23 protein-coding genes and 1 tRNA gene are annotated in these 21301 nt (G+C 38.3%); 10 read left to right on the top strand and 14 right to left on the bottom strand.

Annotated elements, in window-relative coordinates; translation table 11 throughout:
• Nucleotides 1–7: 7 nt before the first annotated feature.
• The 4 genes from ACJVDH_RS14580 to ACJVDH_RS14565 form a co-directional block, all read right to left on the bottom strand.
• Nucleotides 8–925, bottom strand: coding sequence for a YihY/virulence factor BrkB family protein (locus ACJVDH_RS14580; protein ID WP_443944133.1), 918 nt, complete (start codon nucleotides 923–925; stop codon nucleotides 8–10).
• A gap of 53 nt (nucleotides 926–978) precedes the next feature.
• Nucleotides 979–1377: an META domain-containing protein gene (locus ACJVDH_RS14575; protein ID WP_443944132.1), complete on the bottom strand. Its 399-nt coding sequence runs from the start codon at nucleotides 1375–1377 to the stop codon at nucleotides 979–981.
• Nucleotides 1378–1485: 108 nt separating this feature from the next.
• Nucleotides 1486–1698, bottom strand: coding sequence for an alkylphosphonate utilization protein (locus tag ACJVDH_RS14570; RefSeq protein WP_443944131.1), 213 nt, complete (start codon nucleotides 1696–1698; stop codon nucleotides 1486–1488).
• 24 nt (nucleotides 1699–1722) lie between these two features.
• Nucleotides 1723–2268: a GNAT family N-acetyltransferase gene (locus ACJVDH_RS14565; RefSeq protein WP_443944130.1), complete on the bottom strand. Its 546-nt coding sequence runs from the start codon at nucleotides 2266–2268 to the stop codon at nucleotides 1723–1725.
• A gap of 158 nt (nucleotides 2269–2426) precedes the next feature.
• Here ACJVDH_RS14565 and ACJVDH_RS14560 point away from each other — a divergent pair, with 158 nt between their 5' ends.
• Nucleotides 2427–3218 (top strand): hypothetical protein, encoded by a 792-nt coding sequence (locus tag ACJVDH_RS14560; RefSeq protein ID WP_443944129.1) that lies wholly within the window; start codon nucleotides 2427–2429, stop codon nucleotides 3216–3218.
• Between the two features lie 2 nt (nucleotides 3219–3220).
• On the opposite strand, the gene ACJVDH_RS14555 is transcribed toward ACJVDH_RS14560, so the two are convergent.
• Complete coding sequence (locus ACJVDH_RS14555) at nucleotides 3221–3823, bottom strand: alpha-ketoglutarate-dependent dioxygenase AlkB family protein (protein ID WP_443944128.1); 603 nt, start codon at nucleotides 3821–3823, stop codon at nucleotides 3221–3223.
• A gap of 16 nt (nucleotides 3824–3839) precedes the next feature.
• Entirely contained in the window at nucleotides 3840–4310 is a 471-nt protein-coding gene (locus tag ACJVDH_RS14550) for a hypothetical protein (protein ID WP_443944127.1), read from the bottom strand.
• Nucleotides 4311–4361: 51 nt separating this feature from the next.
• On the opposite strand from ACJVDH_RS14550, the gene ACJVDH_RS14545 reads away from it, so the two are divergent.
• Together ACJVDH_RS14545 and ACJVDH_RS14540 are read left to right on the top strand one after the other, a co-directional pair.
• On the top strand, nucleotides 4362–4838 hold the full coding sequence (locus tag ACJVDH_RS14545) for an ABC transporter ATPase (protein WP_443944126.1): 477 nt from the start codon (nucleotides 4362–4364) through the stop codon (nucleotides 4836–4838).
• 126 nt (nucleotides 4839–4964) lie between these two features.
• Nucleotides 4965–7409, top strand: coding sequence for an AsmA family protein (locus ACJVDH_RS14540; protein WP_443944125.1), 2445 nt, complete (start codon nucleotides 4965–4967; stop codon nucleotides 7407–7409).
• A gap of 1 nt (nucleotide 7410) precedes the next feature.
• Here ACJVDH_RS14540 and mtgA read toward each other — a convergent pair whose 3' ends face one another.
• The 3 genes from mtgA to ACJVDH_RS14525 form a co-directional block, all read right to left on the bottom strand.
• Nucleotides 7411–8139, bottom strand: a complete 729-nt coding sequence (gene mtgA, locus ACJVDH_RS14535) for a monofunctional biosynthetic peptidoglycan transglycosylase (RefSeq protein ID WP_443944124.1) — start codon at nucleotides 8137–8139, stop codon at nucleotides 7411–7413.
• A 644-nt stretch (nucleotides 8140–8783) separates the two neighbouring features.
• Entirely contained in the window at nucleotides 8784–8969 is a 186-nt protein-coding gene (locus ACJVDH_RS14530; RefSeq protein WP_443944123.1) for an alpha-amylase family glycosyl hydrolase, read from the bottom strand.
• A gap of 75 nt (nucleotides 8970–9044) precedes the next feature.
• Entirely contained in the window at nucleotides 9045–9212 is a 168-nt protein-coding gene (locus ACJVDH_RS14525; protein ID WP_443944122.1) for a hypothetical protein, read from the bottom strand.
• Nucleotides 9213–9484: 272 nt separating this feature from the next.
• Between ACJVDH_RS14525 and ACJVDH_RS14520 the strand changes: the two genes are divergently transcribed.
• The 3 genes from ACJVDH_RS14520 to ACJVDH_RS14510 all read left to right on the top strand — a co-directional run bounded on the left by ACJVDH_RS14520 (nucleotide 9485) and on the right by ACJVDH_RS14510 (nucleotide 11777).
• Nucleotides 9485–9730 carry a DUF3072 domain-containing protein gene (locus tag ACJVDH_RS14520; protein WP_443944121.1) on the top strand — a complete coding sequence of 82 codons (246 nt, stop codon included), beginning with the start codon at nucleotides 9485–9487 and terminating at the stop codon, nucleotides 9728–9730.
• 344 nt (nucleotides 9731–10074) lie between these two features.
• Complete coding sequence (locus ACJVDH_RS14515) at nucleotides 10075–10776, top strand: SDR family oxidoreductase (RefSeq protein ID WP_443944120.1); 702 nt, start codon at nucleotides 10075–10077, stop codon at nucleotides 10774–10776.
• Between the two features lie 23 nt (nucleotides 10777–10799).
• Nucleotides 10800–11777 carry a Gfo/Idh/MocA family protein gene (locus ACJVDH_RS14510; protein WP_443944119.1) on the top strand — a complete coding sequence of 326 codons (978 nt, stop codon included), beginning with the start codon at nucleotides 10800–10802 and terminating at the stop codon, nucleotides 11775–11777.
• A gap of 67 nt (nucleotides 11778–11844) precedes the next feature.
• Here the strand turns inward: ACJVDH_RS14510 and rplI are convergent, their stop codons facing one another.
• The 4 genes from rplI to ACJVDH_RS14490 all read right to left on the bottom strand — a co-directional run bounded on the left by rplI (nucleotide 11845) and on the right by ACJVDH_RS14490 (nucleotide 13821).
• The gene (gene rplI / locus ACJVDH_RS14505; RefSeq protein WP_443944118.1) at nucleotides 11845–12288 is read right to left on the bottom strand and encodes a 50S ribosomal protein L9; all 444 of its coding nucleotides are present in this window, start codon (nucleotides 12286–12288) and stop codon (nucleotides 11845–11847) included.
• A gap of 12 nt (nucleotides 12289–12300) precedes the next feature.
• A complete protein-coding gene (rpsR, locus tag ACJVDH_RS14500; protein WP_443944117.1) occupies nucleotides 12301–12564 on the bottom strand; it encodes a 30S ribosomal protein S18 in 264 nt (87 codons plus the stop codon).
• A complete protein-coding gene (gene rpsF, locus ACJVDH_RS14495; RefSeq protein WP_443944116.1) occupies nucleotides 12564–12920 on the bottom strand; it encodes a 30S ribosomal protein S6 in 357 nt (118 codons plus the stop codon). Before rpsF ends, rpsR begins: the two co-directional genes overlap by 1 nt.
• 307 nt (nucleotides 12921–13227) lie before the next feature.
• Nucleotides 13228–13821: a hypothetical protein gene (locus ACJVDH_RS14490; RefSeq protein ID WP_443944115.1), complete on the bottom strand. Its 594-nt coding sequence runs from the start codon at nucleotides 13819–13821 to the stop codon at nucleotides 13228–13230.
• Between the two features lie 184 nt (nucleotides 13822–14005).
• Here ACJVDH_RS14490 and ACJVDH_RS14485 point away from each other — a divergent pair, with 184 nt between their 5' ends.
• From ACJVDH_RS14485 to ACJVDH_RS14475, 3 genes are all read left to right on the top strand, one after another.
• A complete protein-coding gene (locus ACJVDH_RS14485; protein ID WP_443944114.1) occupies nucleotides 14006–14869 on the top strand; it encodes an AraC family transcriptional regulator in 864 nt (287 codons plus the stop codon).
• 290 nt (nucleotides 14870–15159) lie between these two features.
• On the top strand, nucleotides 15160–17832 hold the full coding sequence (locus ACJVDH_RS14480) for a family 78 glycoside hydrolase catalytic domain (RefSeq protein ID WP_443944113.1): 2673 nt from the start codon (nucleotides 15160–15162) through the stop codon (nucleotides 17830–17832).
• 168 nt (nucleotides 17833–18000) lie between these two features.
• Nucleotides 18001–18073, top strand: a tRNA-Lys gene (locus tag ACJVDH_RS14475).
• 472 nt (nucleotides 18074–18545) lie between these two features.
• Here the strand turns inward: ACJVDH_RS14475 and arr are convergent.
• Entirely contained in the window at nucleotides 18546–18959 is a 414-nt protein-coding gene (gene arr, locus ACJVDH_RS14470) for an NAD(+)--rifampin ADP-ribosyltransferase (RefSeq protein ID WP_443947628.1), read from the bottom strand.
• Nucleotides 18960–19772: 813 nt separating this feature from the next.
• Here arr and ACJVDH_RS14465 point away from each other — a divergent pair.
• The gene (locus ACJVDH_RS14465; RefSeq protein ID WP_443944112.1) at nucleotides 19773–21299 is read left to right on the top strand and encodes a hypothetical protein; all 1527 of its coding nucleotides are present in this window, start codon (nucleotides 19773–19775) and stop codon (nucleotides 21297–21299) included.
• Nucleotides 21300–21301: the final 2 nt, after the last annotated feature.

Raw genomic sequence — 21301 nt, 5'->3', positions numbered from 1 at the left:
AATGTAATCAATCCATTTCTACTTCTGTCAATTCATATGCAAATGATCCGTTTTTAGGAACTATAGGCGTGCGACTTTGTACACTTAACGCTTTAATAAATGAAGCGCCGAAGTAGAAAATTAACGAAGAATAAAATACAAAAAGCATGATCACAATTATTGAACCTGCTGATCCGTAAATATTGCTGATGTTGCTTAATGGCAATAAAATTCTCAAAAGATATTTTCCGATAGTGAATAAGCAACCGGTTAATAAACCGCCGGAAATGGCAACGCGCCAGGTTGGCCTTCCGTTTGTTAAATACCTGAAAAGTATGGTAAACCAGGTCGTAACAATGATGACGAATACCAGCTGGTTTAAAATTGAACTCAGGATTAAGCTAAAAGATGGCGAGCTGGTTTTTAAATAACTGCCAATGTAGGCTTGCGCACTATCGGCCAGTATGCCGATAAAAAATAATATGCCCGCCAGTACAATTATGGTAACTGAAATGCCGCGTGAGCGTAAAGTACTTACTATTCCTTTTTTGTTTTTCTGACCAATATTCCAGATCTGTTCTAAAGAATTTTTAATTACATTAAAAAGTGTTGTTGCTACAAAAAGAAAAAAAACAAAGCTCAACAGCGTTACATACCAGGCCTGATCAATACGGCGGATATTTCTGAGTGTACTTCTGATTTGTTCAATACTATCGCTATCCAATAAGCTAGATAATCGGCCAAATAAATTGGTAATAAATGTTCTTCTGTCAGTAAACATCCCGAAAAGCCAGATTAGAATCAATAAAATAGGCGGAAGTGCGAAGTTTGTGAAAAATGCAGTTGCACCCGCCAAACGCAGCGGATCATTTTTCTGAAAAAGAATAAACGCTTTTCTTCCTGTTATAAAAAAGAACTTAAGGTTTTTAAAGATTGATCTTGCCATCTGGTGACTTAAAATCAGAACTGGTTTTTTAAACCGACAATGTCTGATAGGGTTTAATTCAATTTATTGAACACTAAAAGTGTTTGCTCTCCGTGCATAAGGTAAAGCTTTCCGTTATCAATTTTTGCTTGATTAACCTGATTGATTGCTTGAAGGTAAGCACGCTCCGCCGCATCGGTTTCCTGGCAAAACATTTTGGTGCCAAAAATATTTTTCAATGAAACGTTCTTGCCAGATATTTCTGCTTGTCCGCCAAAGTTGTTGCAGAATGATTTTCCGCTTATGCGTAAACTATCGCTAAAATTAAGAGTTGCCTGTCCGTTTGCCGGTAGTGCTAAACCTGGCAATTTTGTAAGCTGCCACTTCGTATTTTGCAAGCTATCTGCCGAAAATTTGTTGCTGCATGCACTAAATAAGACAATCAGGAAACTAAAAAGAATAAGATTTTTCATTGTTAGATATGGGTTGGTAAGTTAAGTGTCTGTGGTACAAAAATTAATCCAAATCCATCTATGCAAGTGAATTAACTTCATCCATACATAGAATAGGGCAGAAAAGGCTTAATTTTTTTTCTTTAGAAATTCTGTTTTCAGCACCAACACTGTTCCATTAACTTTACCTTCTATTGCTTTCGGGTCATCTGTTAAGCGAATATTTTTTACAGCGGTACCTTGTTTAATATCTGCTGCCATTCCTTTTACTTTTAAAGTTTTGATTACCGTTACCGCATCTCCTTCGTTTAAAATATTGCCGTTACTGTCTTTTGTTTCCATGTTTTGTAGGTTTATGCGGCGAAATTAAAATTTATAATCGGAATTGGCCAGTTTGTTTTCAACCTTTAACCAATGATGCGGTCGGCCGTTGTAGTCAAAAATGGATAACTTTCTGAGTCCTACCTTTTCAAGGATACGAACTGAGCTGAGATTTTCTACATCGGCAATGCCGAAAATTTCTGGATAAGCAAGTGTTTTGAAACCGTAATCTACAGCTGCAATCGCGGCTTCACTGGCATAACCTTTCCCCCATGCACGTTCAAGAAAACGATAACCGAGATCGGGATAATTGCGGTGTCCGTTGGTTAAATCTGTAATCCATTTGAAACCAGACCAGCCAATAAAATTGTCGGTTTCTTTTTCAATAACAGCCCATCTGCCAACACCGTAATCCAGATATTGTTGGCGTATAAACTGGATGCTTTTAATGCTTTCTTCAATACTACGAACAGGTTGCATACCCAAATATTTTTGAACACTTGGATTTGAATCCATTTCAAACATGCCTGGTGCATCTGCTAATTCCAATTGGCGGATTAAAAGCCGCGGTGTTTCAATTAATATGTTCATCTGAGCAATTTACGAAAGTGCAGGTTCAAAATTTAGTGCTTGACTTTGGAGGATATTGACTGTAACAAATCGATGTATTGTTTCATAAAACTCGTCCACGCTGCACATAAGTTTAAAACTAAGATCGTAAATTAGGCGAAAAATAATCACATCGAAACATGAGAAATCTACTCTTTATCGCCTTTATTTCCCTTAGCGTTTTTGCCTGTACCAAAACTAAAGAGAGTAAAACCCTTTCGCCCAGAGCACTAAACAAAGGAGAATTTTTTGATGAATCTACGGGCTCAAAAACAGCTATTTTATCCATTTTAAAAACCGATTCAGGCGAAACCGCTGATGCCGATCGCTTTGCTATTGCTTTTAAAGATACCGTATTGTCTGTAGAAGGCGCGCAGAAAACACCACTATCCAAATTTAGCAAAGCGCGTTACATCAATTCTCAAAAAACAGCCATACTCGCCCAGGTAGACGATCAAATGGGTGTTCTCTCTCCACTTTACATTTTCAGCCTAAAAAATGGATCTGTTGAAGCGATAAATATTAACAAAGCATCTAACGGAAAAGACGATCGGAAATTTACCAAAGGAATTGAAGACCTAACAGTAACTTACTTGTTAATCAACAACGATTATGTAATTAATGTAGTTAACGGAAAATTGTATCCATTGACCAGAGAGAATGATGCAGAACGTATACAAGGTAAATTTTTCATGTATTCTAGCGATAAAACGACGCTTTTATTTGTAACCGATAAAGCTTTTTACCAAACCAATTACCGTACAGGAGAATCTTCTGTTTTGGCCGTTCCGGCGAAAGTTTTGCATTCAACTGATTTAAACAGTGAAATTCAAAGCAATTACGTTTGGTCTAAAAATGCAAAGGGCACAGAATTTTTGAAAAAAGGTGCAGATGACGACCGCATTGTAGACATTAGCGAGTTTAAACAATAACATTAAACCATTGTACGGAAGGTGAGGTTAATCCGTGGCCGATTTACTTTTTTTGTAGGCGGCAAGCGGTGCAACCAGTTCTGTTGCGTTTCACCTTCCATCATAAGCAAACTGCCATGTTCCAGAAATGTTGAAATGGTAATTTTAGTTTGTTTGTGTTTAAATAAGAATTTCCTTTCGGCGCCAAAGCTTAATGAAGCTACGGCGCCGTTTTTTAATAGCGATTTTTCATCATCGCTGTGGTAAGCCATACCTTCATCGCCATTATGGTATAAATTCAATAAGCAGGAATTAAATGTTTTTCCCGAATGGATTTCGCACAATTTCTTCAAAGCCAATAGTTCTTCAGTCCATACATGTGCGGATTTAGATGCATTAGAATACGTATATTCAAATGCTTTATCGCCATACCAAGCCACTTTTCGTTTGGTAATAATGTGCTTGCCCATAATAAAGGCTTCGTCATTTTGCCAGGCAATATTTTCCATTAGGCGCACGTAATATTCATCCGCTTTTGCCGATGATAAGATTTTTCCGTAGTAATATACTTCGCCATCTTGGGGCAAAAGATTTAGATTTTTAGGATCGTTGTGGAATAAATTCATTTTCGGCTTGTTGAAACTATTGTGGCTGAACGTTGATTCTGCTAAACTTATCGCGTATTTCTATCAAATCTTCTGCTTCTAAGTTTTTCATCGGAATGCTAAAGTTGGTCGTCATAGAGTCTACATCGCCGCCCTTATCCTTATAGGTTTGCACAATAATGTCATCACTCTTGGTTCGGATACATAATTTGCCCGAAAGGTTTGTTCCTGAATAATCGAGATCTTTAAATTTCGAAATTTTAAATGCGAAATATTCAGTTTTACCGTTAATAAAATAACGCTTGTACCGGCAAAAGCCATTGTTGGTAATATTAAGCTCAAAACTTTTAATTTGCTTACGTTCCTGATTCAGATCATAATGATCGACAAAGGTCTTTTGTAGAAAATTAATATATTGCTCGTTGTTGTCTGGATCTGAAAAAGCGCACTGAAATAAGCTAAGGCCTATAATCCATGTAGTTTTCAAGCGTAATGTAAACTTTTTCATGCGGATGACGTTTAAAACGAAGCAAAATAATTAAATTGATAAATTTGTACCATGAGTTTTTCTCCACAATCGCGTGTTTGGATCTACCAAAGCGACCGTAAATTTTCGCAGAGCGAAGAAACGGTAATATTAAAGAAACTTGAAGGGTTTACCAGTCAATGGAAAGCGCACGGAAACGAATTGCTGGCTTCGGCAGAAATTCGTTACGGCTTTTTCATTATTTTAACGGTAGATGAAACTCAGGCAAATGTAACAGGATGTTCTATCGATAGTTCTGTTCGGATTATAAAAGAAATTGAACAAGAATATAACGTTGATCTTTTTAACCGTTTTAATTTAGCTTATCGCGTAAATGGCGAAGTGGTGGTTAATGGAAAAGAAGATTTTGAAACCCTGGTAAATATTAAACAAATTACGCCAGATACAATCGTTTTCAATAATATGGTGCAAACCCTTGCAGAATTAGAAAGCAAATGGGAAGTACCCTTTCGCGATAGCTGGCACGCTACGGTTTTTCCTACATATTAGCGTATACCTTTTGGCGGCAACCGGTTTGCATTTGAAATGTTCTAATCCTGTGATTTATTTTCTAAGCACTCAAACAAAAAGCCACAGAAACCATTTATATTGCTATAAATATACCAATCAAAATTTATGGCGCGTTGGATCAAAATCTCTCTGAGCATTTTAGCTACTCTTTTCGGATTATTAATTGTGATCTGGGTAGGCGGATCATTGTACATCAGCCGGAATAAAAAAGAGGTACTGGATAAGGTTTTACTTGCTTTAAACAATAACTTAAATGGAAAGGCCGAAATTGGCCGCATGGAGCCTTCTCTGCTTAAAGCTTTTCCCGGCATTTCGGTTTCTTTAAAACAGGTTTCTCTTAAAGATAGTCTTTACGCACAGCACAAACACGATTTGCTTAAAGCGGGCGATATCGATGTTGCACTTAATATTTTTTACCTGCTTTTCGGCACTACGCGCATCAATCGCATCACTGTAAATGATGCCAGTCTCTATTTGTATACAGATTCTACCGGATACAGCAACACCAGCATATTTAAAACCAATAAACCAAAACCAGCGCCAGAAAAAGATAAAGAAGGCAGTAGTGCGCCAGAAATTAAACGCATAAACATGAATAATGTTCGGTTGGTGGTCGATAATCAGCAGCGCTTCAAACGTTTTGAATTTGATGTTAAAAACCTTCAGGGCAAAATTGATTACCCATTTGGCGGTTGGGAAGGCGAGGTGAAAATTAATACGCTTATTAAAAGTTTTGCTTTTAACACTCGCAGAGGAAGTTTTCTGAAAGATAAAACCCTTAGTGGTACTTTGAAATTTAACTACAACGACAATAACAAAATTGTAACCATAAGTAAAGAAAAATTAAATATTGGTGGCGATAGCTATTTTATTGGCGCGCAAATTAATACTGGCGCAAAACAAACATCCTTTGCTATAGATATTGATGTGCCAAAAGTACTGTATAGCCATGTTGCAGGTTTGCTGGCGCCCAATATTTCTTCAAAGCTTTTGCGTTTTAAAATTGATAATCCAATTGCTGTAACCGGTAGAATTGTTGATGACGGAAAGGGCGGAGCACATTCAGATCCTTCTATAAACGTTGCTGTAACTGTGCGCAACAATACGGTAACCATTCCATCCGGACAGCTCAAGAATTGTGATTTTGATGGCTCTTTCACCAATAAAGACACTTTAAACCGGCCAATTGGGGACGAAAATACCATCATTAAATTCAAAAACCTAAAGGCCAATTATTACAATGCACCTATTCGGTGTGATAGTTTTATGGTAACCAACCTGGCCAGGCCAATCGCAACGGGTTTGGTTACTGCGGTTTTTCCGCTAGATAATTTAAATACATCTATTGGTGGCGAGGCATTTAATTTCAAATCCGGCAATGCCGATTTAAAACTTTATTGCCAGGCAGATATTGATAATTTCCAATTTTCGAAGCCACGTTTAAAAGGCAGTATTAAAGTTACCAATGCCGATATTACTTATTTACCAAACAATATCCATTTGGAAAACAGCGCGCTGGATTTAAACTTTGACGATAGGGATTTAAGGATTACTAAAGGGCATTTTCAACTGGGCAAAAGTTCTTTGGATATGGATTTATATGTTAAGAATTTTCTGAATTTCTATTATACTGATCCGGAATTGATTAATGCTAAGCTGGAATTGTATAGTCCTTATCTTCAATTGAGCGAGCTAATGCCGCTTTTAAATGAACGTAAACAAGCCAAAAATGTAAGAGGTAAACCTGGCAATTCTGTTAAGGAGATTTCTACGCAAATGAAAACAGTAATTGACGCTGCACGCGTACAGATGTTGTTAAAAGTAGACCGTGCTGTGTATAATAAATTTCAGGCAAGAAACCTGGTGGCCAATATCGGATTGGCACAAGATGGTATTCATTTAGATAAAATAGCCTTGAATCATGCTGGAGGAACACTTTCATTAAATGGTTTGGTAAAACAGGTGGGTAAATCCAATAATTTTAACATAAATGCCGTCGTAAATAATGTAAATATCAAAGATTTCTTCTACGCCTTTGACAATTTTGGACAAACCTCTATCACCAGTAAAAACTTGACCGGTTACTTATCGTCAACAAGTAATTTAACCGGCAGTGTAAGTCAGAGTGGTAAAATGCTTCCGCGGTCTATGCGTGGTAAGGTGAATTTTAGTCTGCGCAAAGCAGCATTGGTTAAATTTCAGCCAATGGAAGTGGTGCAGAAATATGCTTTTGCCAACAGAGATTTATCCAATATTCAGCTCGATAACTTGAATGGAACTTTGTTGATTAAAGGTGATAAAGTAGATATTTTACCTTTAAAGGTTAATTCCAGTGCGCTTAATTTCGATGTTCAGGGCACATATGGAATTACTAATGGAACGGACATTGCAATGGATATTCCTCTAAGAAACCCGGAAAAAGACAAAGGCAAGAGTGCGCGCGAAAAAGCCGCAGACCGGATGAAAGGCGTTGTTTTGCATCTAAAAGCCGTAGACGACGGAAAAGGTGGCGTGAAAATCAGATGGAATAAAGACCACGGAATTTTTTAGCTTAAAAATCCAGCGGGCCTAAGCGGTTCATGTTTTTAAGAATAAGATATTGTCTGTGACGGATATAAGGTGTTGCGTTTTTTGGCGTCCATCTGCGTGGATTTGGAAAGCACGATGCAATTAAAGCCGCTTGCCTTTTGGTTAGTTTGGTACAAGATTTTCCATAATATTCTTGCGCTGCGGCTTCGGCTCCGTAAATGCCATCACCCATTTCAATTACATTTAGGTATACCTCTAAAATCCGTTCTTTGCTCCAGAAAATTTCAATCAGCAAAGTAAAATAGGCTTCAAAACCTTTTCTGATCCAGGAACGACCCGGCCATAAAAAAACATTTTTAGCCGTTTGTTGAGAAATTGTGCTTCCGCCTTTGACCTTTTTTTTGTTCTTAGCATTTGCCGCAAAGGCTTTTTCAATAGCTTTAAAATCAAAACCAATATGTTTCAAAAAAAGCTGATCTTCTGCAGAAACAGCTGCCCTTTTCATGTTATTTGAAATGTCATCAAACTTTACCCACTTCTTTTCCGTTTTGAACGATTTTCCATCTGCTTTGCGCTCAATATTACGCAATACCATAAGTAAGGTTATAGGCGGGTTAATAAAACGCAGAGCGATAACCCAGAGTACCGAAACCAACAAAAAATACAGAAACACTTTGGATGTTATATCAATGATTTTTTGAAGAAGTGGATTTCTGGCTTTTTTTGGTTTTGCAGAACGTTTTTTGGTCATGATGCAAAGGTAGCAAAAAAGGATATTTGTAAGGAGAAGGAAAAATTCTTTATCGTTTGGTGTCCTCATCAACTGAAACAGTCACTATAGTAAAACCGGTCGGTGAGGACACCAACCAGTGGGCGAATGGATAGATAATACGCACATAAATGGAGTTTCGAAAGTCTATCGGTTAATTTCTTTATCGGTTGGTGTCCTCACCGACCGACGTAATCGCTATGTTAAAACCGGTCGGTGAGGACACCGACCGGTAGGTAAATGGATAGATAACTCGAATATAAATGAAGTTTCGAAAGTCTATCGGTTGTTGTTATCATCAACTGAGACAGTCACTATGGTAAAACCCGGTCGGTGAGGACACCAACCGGTAGGTAAATGGACGCGAATATAAATGAAGTTTCGAAAGTCTATCCGTTGGTGTTATTATCAACTGAGACAGTCACTATGGTAAAAATGGATAGATAACTCGAATATAAATGAAGTTTCGAAAGTCTATCGGTTGGTGTTATCATCACCTGAGACAGTCACTATGGTAAAACCCGGTCGGTGAAGACACCAACCGGTAGATGAATGGATAGATAATACGCATATAAATGAAGTTTCGAAAGTCTATCGGTTGGTGTCCTCACCGACCGACGTAATCGCTATGTTAAAACCGATCGGTGAAGACACCGACCGGTAGGCAAAATAGGGGTCATGTAAATGGCATCAATCCCTAGAGACTTAATGTAATCCAGTTTATCGATAACGCCCTGTAAGTCTCCGCCATAACGTCTACGTTGCAGGTTGTAGTAAATATCCTTACCATTTTGTTGCTCGTAAGGTTGCAACTCGTACCAGTCGCTCGTCCAGGGATGGATTTGAAAAGGGGATGTGGTATCAAATGGGTAAGCTCCGTCTTGGTCTTATACCTTGGGATCATTTGTAGGATCGCCATTGTTAAAGCGTTCTGGAAAAATCTGGTACCACACAATTCCCTTGCTCCATTCGGGCGTAAAATGCTTCTGGGCAAAAGAAGTAACAGAAATTAATAATAGTCCACCCAGCAAGGATGATCTGAGTATATGCATCATAAACATTATTTGTATATTGAATGATTTATCTGAAGGTAAACTCATCGAGAGCGCAATAATAAGGAAAACTTTGAAAACAAAACTAGTGTTTGAACATCCCCGGCTCATAATACGCTGTTTTCGATGGACTGTGAGAGAGGAGATATAAAATACACCATCGATCTTCATTGAAGTAAAACGATTCTTCGTAATGGTTAAATAGATTTTCTTATGGTTTCCAAAAACCATGCGCCGCTGCGTGATGTTAACGATTAACAATAATTCTTAATATTATGAACAACGGACAGCATAAAAATCAAATACCGAACATGGGTTTACCAGGCGACAATACGGAAAAAAATCCTGACGATTGGACAACTGGCGGTGAGCCGATGACCGGAGCGCAAAGCTCCTACCTTAAGACACTATCGGATGAGGCAGGTGAGGAATTCAAAGAAGGCTTGACCAAATCAGAGGCGTCTAAACGTATTGATGAGCTACAACATAAGATAGGCCGGGGTTTAGAAAACAATAGGTAGGATACAAAGCCGGATAGTTAGCGCTAATCCGGCTTTCTATTTCATCATTAATTAACTGCGCCCAGACTAGCCGTTACGGAGCGACTCATGATCTCCTGATGAATGTTTTGCTAACATCATATTCATAATCTTCCAAGACTTTTTAGCCACAGTAAAAGTCTTTTAATGATTTTTCCAAGTGCGTTTTGATATAAAATTTCTGCGCAATCTGTGATCCTGATTTTCGGATTTTTTATTGCATATCACTCAGACAAAGTGATCAAAGTATCAAACCTGATCTTTATTTTTACCCATAAATTATTTAAACATCTTCCTCCCTTATACGTTAGGTTAAATAAAAGAATATGAAAAAAGTTGCCTTGATTACAGGAGGAAATAAAGGAATCGGTTATGGAATTGCTCAGGTCTTATTAAAAAATGGATATTCCGTTGCGATCACGAGCAGAAATCTGGACAGTGCTCAACAAGCTTCCGCGAAACTTGGCTCAACAGACGATGTTCTTGCTTTGGAAGTAGATGTGCGTGATTTCGAAGCACAAAAAACGGCTGTAGAAGCTATAGTGAAAAAATGGGGCAGGTTAGATGTGCTTATTGCAAATGCAGGTGTAGGTGGTTTCGCCTCTATTGATGAAATGGAACCTGAGATGTGGCACAATATTATCGACACCAATCTAACCGGCGTTTTTTACAGTATAAAATCTGCTTTAGCACAAATTAAAGAACACAAAGGCGCTATTATTACCATTTCAAGTCTGGCCGGCACAAATTTCTTTGCTGGTGGCTCTGCTTATAACGCCAGCAAGTTTGGATTAACCGGTTTTACGCAATCGGTGATGTTGGATCTGCGCGATCAGGATGTGCGTGTGAGTACCATTATGCCGGGTTCCGTAGCTTCACATTTTAATGACCACGAGCCAGATGCCGAAAAAGATTCGTGGAAGATTCAACCCGAAGATATGGGGCAAATTGTTGTAGATTTATTGGCTATGCCAGCCAGAACTTTGCCAAGTAAAATTGAAGTTCGCCCAACTAAAACTAAGGCTTAAGCCAAGCTAATTTACCGAGAGCAATGGAAAAATTAAACTGGGGAATTATTGGTTGCGGAGATGTGACTGAAGTGAAAAGCGGTCCGGCATTTAACAAAGTTGAACATTCATACTTGCTTGCAGTAATGCGAAGGGATGAAGAGAAAGCTGCAGATTATGCCAAACGTCATTGCATAGATCGTTATTATACGGTTGCAAATGAATTGATACAGGATCAGGAAGTTCAGGCGGTTTATATCGCTACTCCGCCAGCTTCTCATGAAGAATACGCTGTAGCTTCGTTAGCAGCGGGAAAACCAGTGTATGTAGAAAAACCAATGGCATTGAATGCGGAAGGGGCTAGGCGGATGCTCTCCGCATCCCAAAAATCAGGAACAAAACTTACCGTAGCGCATTACCGAAGGTTTCAGCCAAAATACCTTTACATCAAACAAAGTTTGGAAGAGCAAAAAATAGGGCAGGTGTTGTTCGTTAACTTGCGTTTTTTTCAGCCTCTTGCACCTCAGTTGGTTGCGCAAAGCGAAACCAACTGGAGATTAGATCCGGAGATTTCCGGTGGCGGATTGTTTCATGATTTGGCACCACATCAGCTCGATCTGTTGATCTATTTTTTTGGTTATCCAAAATCGGTAAAAGGTAATGCGCTTAATCAGCGTAAAATAAACGCAGTTGATGATTTGGTTGCCGGCACATTGATTTTTGAGCAGGATATTTTGTTTAACGGCCTTTGGAGTTTCGGAGTAGACAAGCGAGATACTGTAGATGTGATTGAAATTTACGGAAGTAAAGGAAAAATCACTTTCTCTGCTTTCGGTTATGATTTCAAGATGAATGTTGAAGGAGAAAGTACAGAAATAACTTTTGATAATATTCCGCATGTAGAGCAGGCAATGATTGAAGAAGTAAACCGATACTTTCGTGGCGAACGGTTAGAAAATCCATGTAGCGCAGAGGATGCAATTGAGGTGATGAAGATTATGGATGTATTTACGTCCAAATAAAAAACAAAGGCAAAAAAAAGTCCGTTTTGATATCAAAACGGACTTTTTTATTTTATTTAAGAAGTGCTTATTCAGCAACAACCTCGAAAGGAACCTGAACTTTCACTTCTTTGTGTAAGTTTAAGTTAGCAACATATTCGCCAACAAATTTAGGTTCAGTTTCGAAAGTGATCCGACGACGGTCAACATCAAAGCCTTGAGCTTTTAATGCTTCAGCAATCTGGATGGTGTTAACCGCTCCGAAGATTTTACCGCTTTCGCCAGCTTTAGCACCGATAGTCAATTTAACATCAGTCAAACGAGCAGCAACGCCTTCAGCATCTTTCTTAATTTTATCTTGTTTAAAAGCAGCTTGCTTTAAGTTTTCAGCCAATACTTTCTTTGCAGAAATAGTAGCCAAAGCTGCGAATCCTTGAGGGATTAAATAGTTACGGCCATAACCTGGCTTTACAGTAACTACATCATCTTTTTCACCAAGGCCTTTAATATCTTGTTTTAAAATAATTTCCATATCAGCAGCCTCCTATTTTAATTGGTCAGTAACAAATGGTAACAAACCAATGTGACGGGCACGTTTTACCGCTTGAGCCACTTTACGTTGGAATTTCAAAGAAGTACCGGTTAAACGGCGTGGTAAAAGTTTACCTTGTTCGTTGATGAATTTCAACAAGAAGTTTGCATCCTTGTAATCAATGTATTTAATGCCATTTTTCTTGAAACGGCAATATTTTTTACGGTTATCCTCTACTTTAGGGGCAGTTACGTATTGAATTTGTTCTCTAGCCATTACGCAGCAACCTCCTTAGTTTTTTTGTTAAATGCACCGCTACGCTTTTTCTCATTGTAAGCAACAGCATGTTTATCTAACCTAACAGTTAAAAAACGTAAAACACGCTCGTCGCGTTTTAATTCAAGCTCTAATTTTGCTATCACCTCTCCTGAAGATTTGTATTCAGTTAAGCTGAAAAATCCGTTTGTTTTTTTAGCAATCGGATACGCTAATTTTCTCAAACCCCAATTATCTTCTTGGATAATTTCGGCTCCGCTCTCAGTAATGATGCTTGTAAATTTAGCTAATGCTTCTTTAGCTGCATCTTCTGACAACAACGGGGTTAGAACGATCACAGTTTCGTACTGATTCATTGTTATTTAATTGTTTTAATTATTTAATTCCGAGTTAAATCGGGCTGCAAATGTAGTAATATATTTCTTAAAATCAAATGATTAATTGGAAAAATATAGAGGTATCGGAAACGAATAGTTGGATTTTGGATAACAGATGGGTTTATGTCAATAATCTGCAATTCCAAACTTCGTTCTTCAACATTTAAACTCAAGATTAAACTCCTGATTTCCGACTCTGGTCTCCCAACTTCCCAGACTCTCCTTCCAATAAAAAAGGAGATCATCTTTCGATCATCTCCCACTATCAATTAGCTATAAGGATATTCTAACGTAATGAAATGGTTTTAACGTAACGTTGTTTTGCCACTTTAACAATAAAAGTTAAAGATTCTGCATCAGTTTGACTAACGTTAAATTTCTTGGTGAATTTAGATTTGTTTTTGAATACATCTGTGTACATGCCATCGTTGTATTCATTATAGATTTGAACTTCAATCGGTTCTTGGTTTTTATTTTCAACTTCAAGAACAATTTCATCGCCAACTCTTTTTAAAACCGGTTTGAAGGTTTCTCTAACAGAAGGGTCAGACACAATGGTTTCACCATCTTTAATTGCCACTTTATATTCAGTTAGTGTACTGTCAGATTCAAGTTTTAAGAAATAATTTCCATCAGGAAGCGCATTCAAATCATACACTCTGCTGGTTGCAGCATCTGCGTGGATTTGCTCCTGAAATACTACTTCATTGTCGCTCGCTACTAAAGATAAATTCACATCGTTCGCTTTATCGATAGAAAAACGGATGAACTTTTCTTTTTCTCCTTTAACTTTTAATTTTAAATCGCCATCGTTAGCGAATACACTTGCAGTACTTAGGAGCAATGCTGCAGCGATTCCGATTTTTAAGAACTTTTTCATAACCTAATATTGATGAGTTTTACTATTTTATTTAACCACTACTAAATTACGGCAATACAGCACGCCCAGCTACCACCATATTTTCATATATGTATGCTATTTTAACCTAAAGCGACCGATTTTTGGAATAATAGCATAGTAGAGTATATTTTTGTTAATTTGCTGTGCAATAATTTTGAATAGTATGAAGCCTGGTTTTGAATTGATTGAACCTTCTTTCGGTAGTTCATTCCGCTACTCCAAGTACGTGGAAAATGCAAATGATATGGCGCACCTTTGGCACTATCATCCCGAAATTGAAATGGTATTTGTAAATGGCGGAGCAGGTAAGAGACAAATCGGTAGCCATCTTTCTTATTATACAGATGGCGATCTCATTCTCATTGGCAGCAATTTGCCGCATTGCGGATTTACAGATACCAAAACTGGAAACAAAAATGAAACCGTCATCCAGATGAAACCTGGTTTTCTGGGCGATGATTTTCTTAACCTTCAGGAGACAAAAGGCATATTAGAATTGTTTGAAAAAGCAAAAGGAGGTATCGCCTTTGGCGCTGAAAGTAAAGCTTTAGTGGGCAATAAAATAGAACAGATGGATGATCAGGAACCTTTTGAACGCTTGCTCTCACTACTTGCTGTATTAAAAACTTTAGAAAAATCTGAAGATTTCCGCATTTTAAATGCGGCCGGTTTTGCAATGGAAATGCAGGTGCAAGACAATGATCGCATTAATTTGGTGTTTAATTATGTGAAAGATCATTTTCAGGATCATATAGATTTGCCCACCATTGCGCAGATGTCTAGCATGACCGTTCCGTCTTTTTGCCGTTATTTTAAAAAAATTACCAAAAAAACTTTCACCGGTTTTGTGAATGAGTATCGCGTGGTACACGCCTCAAAATTGCTGGCAGAAAAGAAAACCAGTATCGCCAATATCGCTTTTGAAAGTGGTTTTAACAATTTTAGTCACTTTAATAAACTCTTTAAAGAATTTACCGGGAAAAGTGCGTCTGAATACCGAAACGAACTAAAATCTATAATTGATTAACTGTAAATGCGGTATAAAGTTTAAGGAAACAATTCTGCTACATGAAGTTAATTGCGTACAGAGATGCAGATATTAGCCACTGATTTTTTGTGCGCGTGTTAAATTTCCTAACCGAACAGACAGTACAGGACAGATCAGCCCTTTGCAATTGTTTATTTTGAGTAAGCGATAAAAAATATCGCAAAATGAATTTTAGTAATAACTTAATAAAACGTTTTATAATATTGTAAACGCAGAAAGTTTACTTGCCATTTTCAAGGAAAGCCGAAAACGTTATCTCCACTAAAAATATGAACAACATCTCTACTAAACCATTTAAAATTCCATTTTTGACTTTACTTTTTGTAGTTGCAATAAACTTCGTTTACGCTGCCGGAATTACAGAAATGCAATGCGAACATCTGGTGCGTCCTTTGGGTATCGATAATCCAAATCCACGTTTTTCCTGGATGATGGAAGATTCTCGCCGCGGAGCAGCACAAAGTGCATACAGACTGCGCATTGGCACAGACTCTCTGCAGCTTGCAAACGAAATGATGATCCATTTTGATTCAGGGAAAAAAGTTGGTGCAGAATCTTTAGTTGTTTTTAACGGAAAAGCTTTACTGCCATTTACCAAATATTTCTGGCAGATTGAGGTTTGGGATCGGGATGGGAAACCTTTACCCGCAAAAATATCGAGTTTTGAAACCGGAATGATGGATGTTTCCAATTGGAGTGGAACCTGGATTAGTGATGGAAACGATATCAACAAAAGACCTGCTCCATATTTTAGAAAAGTTTTTTCGCCGGCAAAATCAGTTAAATCTGCGCGAGCATATGTTGTTGCCGCAGGTTTGTATGAACTTTATTTGAATGGAAAAAAGGTTGGAGACCATCGCCTCGATCCAATGTATACCCGTTTTGATCGCCGTAATTTATATGTAACCTACGATGTAACTGCCCAAGTTCAGCAAGGAAAAAATGCAGTTGGTGTTGTTTTAGGAAATGGTTGGTACAATCATCAGGCGTTGGCGGTTTGGAATTTCGATCGCGCGCCATGGCGTGCAAGACCGGCTTTTTGCATGGATTTACGCATCATCTATACAGACGGTACCACAGAGATTATCAAAACCGGCGACGGATGGAAAACCAGTTCCGGGCCAATCATCTCTAATAATATTTATACGGCAGAACATTACGATGCGCGTTTGGAGCAGAAAGGTTGGAATACCGCCGGATTTGACGATAGCAAGTGGAAAGATGTATCGCTACGCGCAGCGCCATCAAAAAATATTGTTTCGCAAACCATGTATCCAATCCGTAATGTTGAAGAACTAAAAGCGCAAAACCTCCGGAAATTTAACGATACGACGTATTTGTTTGACTTTGGGCGAAATATTGCCGGAGTTAGCAAAATCAGAATATCCGGAGAGAAGGGCACAGTCATCAAACTAAAACATACCGAACGCCTATATGTAAACGGCCGCGCAGACTTATCCAATATCGATGTATACTATCGCCCAAAAGATGATTCTGATCCTTTTCAGACAGATATTTTTATCTTAAATGGAATGGGTGAAGAAGAATTTATGCCGTTATTTAATTATAAAGGTTTTAGATACGTTGAAGTGACCACATCAAAACCATTAACTTTTGAAAAGAGTAGTTTGACAGCTTATTTTATGCATAGCGATGTGCCCGCAACCGGCGAACTATCGTCCTCAAACCCTTTAATCAACAAAATCTGGTGGGCTACAAACAATTCTTACCTTTCTAATTTGTTCGGTTTCCCTACAGATTGCCCGCAACGGGAGAAAAACGGCTGGACCGGCGATGGTCATTTTGCTGTTGAAACGGGCCTTTACAATTTTGATGCTTTAACGGTTTATGAAAAATGGATGGGCGATCACCGCGATGAGCAACAACCAAACGGTGTTTTGCCCGATATTATTCCAACAGGCGGTTGGGGATATGGTACTGCAAATGGAACAGACTGGACCAGCACAATTGCGATCATTCCCTGGAATCTATATCTGTTCTATGGCGATTCAAAGGCGCTTTCAGACAATTACAACAATATAAAACAATATGTAAATTATGTGAACAGCATAAGTAAAGATGGATTAACCACATTTGGTAGGGGAGACTGGGTGCCGGTAAAATCTTCATCCAACCTGGAATATACTTCATCTGTTTATTTCTATGTAGATGCTACAATTTTAGCCAAAGCAGCCAAATTATTCGATCGACAAAATGATTACCTAATTTATACCGCCTTAGCTGATAAAATTAAAAACGCGATAAATGCCAAATTTTTTAATTCGGTAACTGCAATTTATGGCGATGGCGTACAGACGGAATTGAGCATGGCCTTACATTGGAAAATTGTTCCTGAAGAATATCGGCTTAAAGTAGCCGAAAATCTGGCTAAACGTGTTGCCGCAGATGGAATGCATATAGATGTTGGTGTTTTGGGCGCAAAAGCCGTTTTAAATGCATTAAGTGATAACGGTCAATCTGAAACGGCCTATAAGCTTGCGGCACAGGATACTTATCCGGGTTGGGGTTGGTGGATTGCAAACGGTGCGACCACCTTGCATGAAAACTGGGATATGGAAGCTAAAAGGGACATTTCTGATAACCATATGATGTTTGGTGAAATTGGTGGCTGGTTTTTTAAAGGGGTTGGTGGAATTAAAATAGATGAGCAAAATCCTGGATTTAAACACATCATCTTGCAGCCACATTTTGTAGAAGGACTAAATTATTTTACCGCCAGTCATAAAGGGCCATTTGGTCTAATCCGATCATCATGGAAGAGAAAAGGTAAAGGCGTTGTGTACACCGTAAAGGTGCCTGCAAATTCATCGGCCAGTGTAGAACTTCCGGTCAAGGTAGGTCAGAAGGTGTATTTGGGCGGCAAATTGACCTCTGCAAAATCTGCAGTTTCTGCAGGAGAATACATTTTTGAAGTGAAATAAAACTAATCAATGTTTAAGACAACTCATCCATTACCAGCAGAAGATGGTTTGATGTTCCGCTTAAGAAAAATATTTAGCTGTAAACCAGCGCTTTTAATTTTTAATTTAAAATATCTTTTGAACAATTAAATAATTTTATACCTTTGCACTTCCTTAAACAAAAGGAATGATTCCGTAGCTCAGCTGGTAGAGCATTACACTTTTAATGTAGTGGTCCTGGGTTCGAATCCCAGCGGGATCACATAAAAAAGCCAATCGAAAGATTGGCTTTTTTTGTTTCTATCTATATCCGGCAGAAGAGCGAGCTCCAGATTGTTTCAGATTTAGCACAACAGAAGCAGCTTTTGTGAAGGCATTTGGTACTTTGGAAGCAGAGCAGAATTCAATTCCGTTTAAGTTTCAAGATTGAAGAAATCGTATCGATGAATGACGACCTGATCATTTGTTCGTGTTAATCAACCGGAACGCAGGTATACATGCAAACGGACAAAAAAACCGAAGAGCTAAACAAAGAATTTTTCTTGATGAAAATGAAATGGTTTTTGGACGATCGCACGTTATATGTTGAATTAACCAAAATAATTTTTATCTGAAGCTGGTTAATTTAAAAGATTCAAATACCATATGAGTGAGCTTACAGAAAAATGCTTCAATATACACCGGAGAATTTTTTGTTTAAAGAAGTTTTTCTTTGGTGGTTATAATAAGTATTTCTAATTGATGATTTCTCCCTTATTATTGGCCAGCTTTTCCTGCCATTTTTTGCGATCATCAGCCGATATTTTTGCCCAACCCTTTATTTCACCAACAACTTTAAGCGGCATCTCACTACGGTATGAACGGGTGGGATTACCAGGGAATTTCTTATTCGTTACGTTAGGATCATCTTCAAAATTTCCTGTTGGCTCAACCAGATACACACGTTCGGGTTCATCTCCTTTCGAAAGAGCTGCAGCAAGACCTGCACCATTAATCAAGGCCGTAAAATAAATGTGGTTCATGATTAGGTCTGTTTTAAAATTAGAGTTTCCACCTGCAACGAGTAAATCATTAACCTGCAAATTGGCTTTGGTTCCATGATAAAAAGGCCCTTTGTCTGATGGTGCACCCTCGGATTGTTTTGCCAGTTCCCGATTTTTGTTAGCATTATCCTGATCGCCCAGTTCTTCATAACATGCGGCAATATTTGAATACAATAAGGGGAAGGCCGCCTTAACGGCATCATTGTTTACTTTTAATGCAAGCTGTAAATCTGTTTCAAGCCATTTTAGTTTATCAAAAGTATTTTTTTGTTGACGTGCGATATAGTGTGCTGCAATAAATTTCTCAAAATCATTGTTTGCTATGTTCCACGCTTGAAAAAATAACTTAACGGCTGCGTCATTTGCAGCAATGTCTTCCATGGCCATACCTTGTAAACACAATTTCACAGCATGATTATTCGGGCTAAATTCCATACGGGTTAATCTTTTAATCTAGCCAAGTCAGCTAAATGTTGCCAACCAAATATACAGAACTTTTACAATTTGAAACTTGTTCGAATCGTTGACTATCTTAAAACCTTATATTAAAATTTTAGACTCAGCAAATTCACTTTTTCTTTTTTAGATACGCGATTTAGAAAAATACATTTTTTAAAAAAAATCAAATCGACGTAGGGGCTGATCGTATTTCTGACACTATACTAAAACATATAGGTCCGAAAACAACCTTAAAGGAAGCTGCGGTTGATATCATAATTTGAATCAACAGGGGTTTTCCGTCAAACTAAATGTTAACGTCTAAATTAAAAAACGAATGAAAAGCTCGCATTTTAAGGCCTCCGCGCTAATTACTGGGCTCAGGCTAATAGCGGACGGTGGTTACCTTATACCATCCGGATAGCGAAAAATAATTCAGATCAGAGTACGGATGCTGAAATTTTGAAAAACTGGGCTGCGATGCTAAAACCAATTAATGTGGCTAAAGCCTATTACCGAAAGAAGATACAGATGGCAACCGGGAAGAGTGATGAGGGAATTGACCAATATTTGGACAGTCTTTATCTCAGACATTACACGGAAATTAATGAGGGTTTAAAACATCAGAAAACCCTGGATGCATTATTTTTGCAATATAAAACGTTAGAAACTCAGAATGTGGGTAAGGGCATCGTATATGTAGCTGGAACCGATACTAAAAATCTTAATAGCCTGCTCAAAAGTAAAATGCAGATGCTAATTAATTCTGAAGACCCATATACTGCATTTTACGATGACCCGAATTGTATTCCATTGGAATTGACCGATTGGTTTGATCAACAATACGATAAATTATATACAGATTTAATGGCGAGTTTTAAGGCAGGTGGTTTTAATACAGCATTGAGTTTATACCATGAAAAAATAGCCAGTTTGCCAACTGACGATTGTATTCAGGATTTGTTAGGTGTTTTTTTCGAAACTGTGATGGGATTAAAATACAATGAAGAGTGGACGCCTGGCAGCACTCTTGACCCATATACAACAATGAACTGTGGAGATGCTGTGACCACCACCATTAATAGCTTAAATCGTTACTATGGCTGTCTCAATCAAAATATGCCATCTGATCTGGCTGGAATTCTCGCGGATGGTGACCCATTTGAGGGCAGCTTAACGAATATGTATTTCACCAACTATCAACTCACACTTGAGGATCAGGCAATAATAAACCAGATCAACTACGAAGATCAACAAGCAAATCTTTCCTTATCTTACCTGTGCAATGGTGCGCCAAATTTGGCTGGCAATCTCTTTTTTAATGGCAACCGCGAACATTGGTTAACACAATTGTACTACCTCTCTTTAAATGTAACCGCGCAGCGTGAGTATTGGATACCCGAAACCAGCAGCAATAACCCAGCTAACCCAGGCCGGGCAGATCTTGCTAACACCTTTACCGGTGAAATTTTTGAGATAAAATCCGAAGTAACTGAAGCTAATTTGACTGCAGGACGTACTGAGGTAAATAATTATGTGGAGAAAGCCAACCAACACTGTAGAGGTAGTTTGGGTGGTGGCATTAGCAGTTGGGTTAAGGGAACCAATTTTGCGCCGGTTATACTGCCTTATTCCGCTACACAAAACTTACAAGCATTATTAATCGAACCGGCTTTAATAGGATATAATCGTATACCCATACAACAAATTCCGGCTCTCCAACCTACGCCACAAAGTGTCGCAGAAAAATTTAAGTCACTTATAGAAAGACTGAAGTCTTTTCAGAATTTTAATTTCGCATACAATTATGACCGAATTATATCAGAGTTTATGCGCGATAATCCAGATGTGGCGGGTTATGTTAGAGCAGCCGCAATTGGTGCTGCGGTAACGCTAGTAGTTGGGACTATAGTAGAAGATTTTCTGACTGCTGGTGTGGGGGTCGTAGACGATATACCCACTTTTATCCTGGCTTATCGCATTTTTAGAGTAGCCGCATTAATGTAAAT

Origin of the sequence: Pedobacter terrestris, from assembly GCF_052343045.1 — a bacterium.
In the GTDB taxonomy this organism is placed as follows: Bacteria; Bacteroidota; Bacteroidia; order Sphingobacteriales; family Sphingobacteriaceae; genus Pedobacter.
This window is presented reverse-complemented; position numbering and strand designations above follow the sequence as displayed.

Excerpts from the sequence above, each read along its gene's own strand:
- ACJVDH_RS14580 (WP_443944133.1), bottom strand. The coding sequence starts at position 925 with ATGGCAAGATCAATCTTTAAAAACCTTAAGTTCTTTTTTATAACAGGA.
- ACJVDH_RS14575 (WP_443944132.1), bottom strand. The coding sequence starts at position 1,377 with ATGAAAAATCTTATTCTTTTTAGTTTCCTGATTGTCTTATTTAGTGCA.
- ACJVDH_RS14570 (WP_443944131.1), bottom strand. The coding sequence starts at position 1,698 with ATGGAAACAAAAGACAGTAACGGCAATATTTTAAACGAAGGAGATGCG.
- ACJVDH_RS14565 (WP_443944130.1), bottom strand. The coding sequence starts at position 2,268 with ATGAACATATTAATTGAAACACCGCGGCTTTTAATCCGCCAATTGGAA.
- ACJVDH_RS14560 (WP_443944129.1), top strand. The coding sequence starts at position 2,427 with ATGAGAAATCTACTCTTTATCGCCTTTATTTCCCTTAGCGTTTTTGCC.
- ACJVDH_RS14555 (WP_443944128.1), bottom strand. The coding sequence starts at position 3,823 with ATGAATTTATTCCACAACGATCCTAAAAATCTAAATCTTTTGCCCCAA.
- ACJVDH_RS14550 (WP_443944127.1), bottom strand. The coding sequence starts at position 4,310 with ATGAAAAAGTTTACATTACGCTTGAAAACTACATGGATTATAGGCCTT.
- ACJVDH_RS14545 (WP_443944126.1), top strand. The coding sequence starts at position 4,362 with ATGAGTTTTTCTCCACAATCGCGTGTTTGGATCTACCAAAGCGACCGT.
- ACJVDH_RS14540 (WP_443944125.1), top strand. The coding sequence starts at position 4,965 with ATGGCGCGTTGGATCAAAATCTCTCTGAGCATTTTAGCTACTCTTTTC.
- mtgA (WP_443944124.1), bottom strand. The coding sequence starts at position 8,139 with ATGACCAAAAAACGTTCTGCAAAACCAAAAAAAGCCAGAAATCCACTT.
- ACJVDH_RS14525 (WP_443944122.1), bottom strand. The coding sequence starts at position 9,212 with ATGATGCATATACTCAGATCATCCTTGCTGGGTGGACTATTATTAATT.
- ACJVDH_RS14520 (WP_443944121.1), top strand. The coding sequence starts at position 9,485 with ATGAACAACGGACAGCATAAAAATCAAATACCGAACATGGGTTTACCA.
- ACJVDH_RS14515 (WP_443944120.1), top strand. The coding sequence starts at position 10,075 with ATGAAAAAAGTTGCCTTGATTACAGGAGGAAATAAAGGAATCGGTTAT.
- ACJVDH_RS14510 (WP_443944119.1), top strand. The coding sequence starts at position 10,800 with ATGGAAAAATTAAACTGGGGAATTATTGGTTGCGGAGATGTGACTGAA.
- rplI (WP_443944118.1), bottom strand. The coding sequence starts at position 12,288 with ATGGAAATTATTTTAAAACAAGATATTAAAGGCCTTGGTGAAAAAGAT.
- rpsR (WP_443944117.1), bottom strand. The coding sequence starts at position 12,564 with ATGGCTAGAGAACAAATTCAATACGTAACTGCCCCTAAAGTAGAGGAT.
- rpsF (WP_443944116.1), bottom strand. The coding sequence starts at position 12,920 with ATGAATCAGTACGAAACTGTGATCGTTCTAACCCCGTTGTTGTCAGAA.
- ACJVDH_RS14490 (WP_443944115.1), bottom strand. The coding sequence starts at position 13,821 with ATGAAAAAGTTCTTAAAAATCGGAATCGCTGCAGCATTGCTCCTAAGT.
- ACJVDH_RS14485 (WP_443944114.1), top strand. The coding sequence starts at position 14,006 with ATGAAGCCTGGTTTTGAATTGATTGAACCTTCTTTCGGTAGTTCATTC.
- ACJVDH_RS14480 (WP_443944113.1), top strand. The coding sequence starts at position 15,160 with ATGAACAACATCTCTACTAAACCATTTAAAATTCCATTTTTGACTTTA.
- ACJVDH_RS14465 (WP_443944112.1), top strand. The coding sequence starts at position 19,773 with ATGCTAAAACCAATTAATGTGGCTAAAGCCTATTACCGAAAGAAGATA.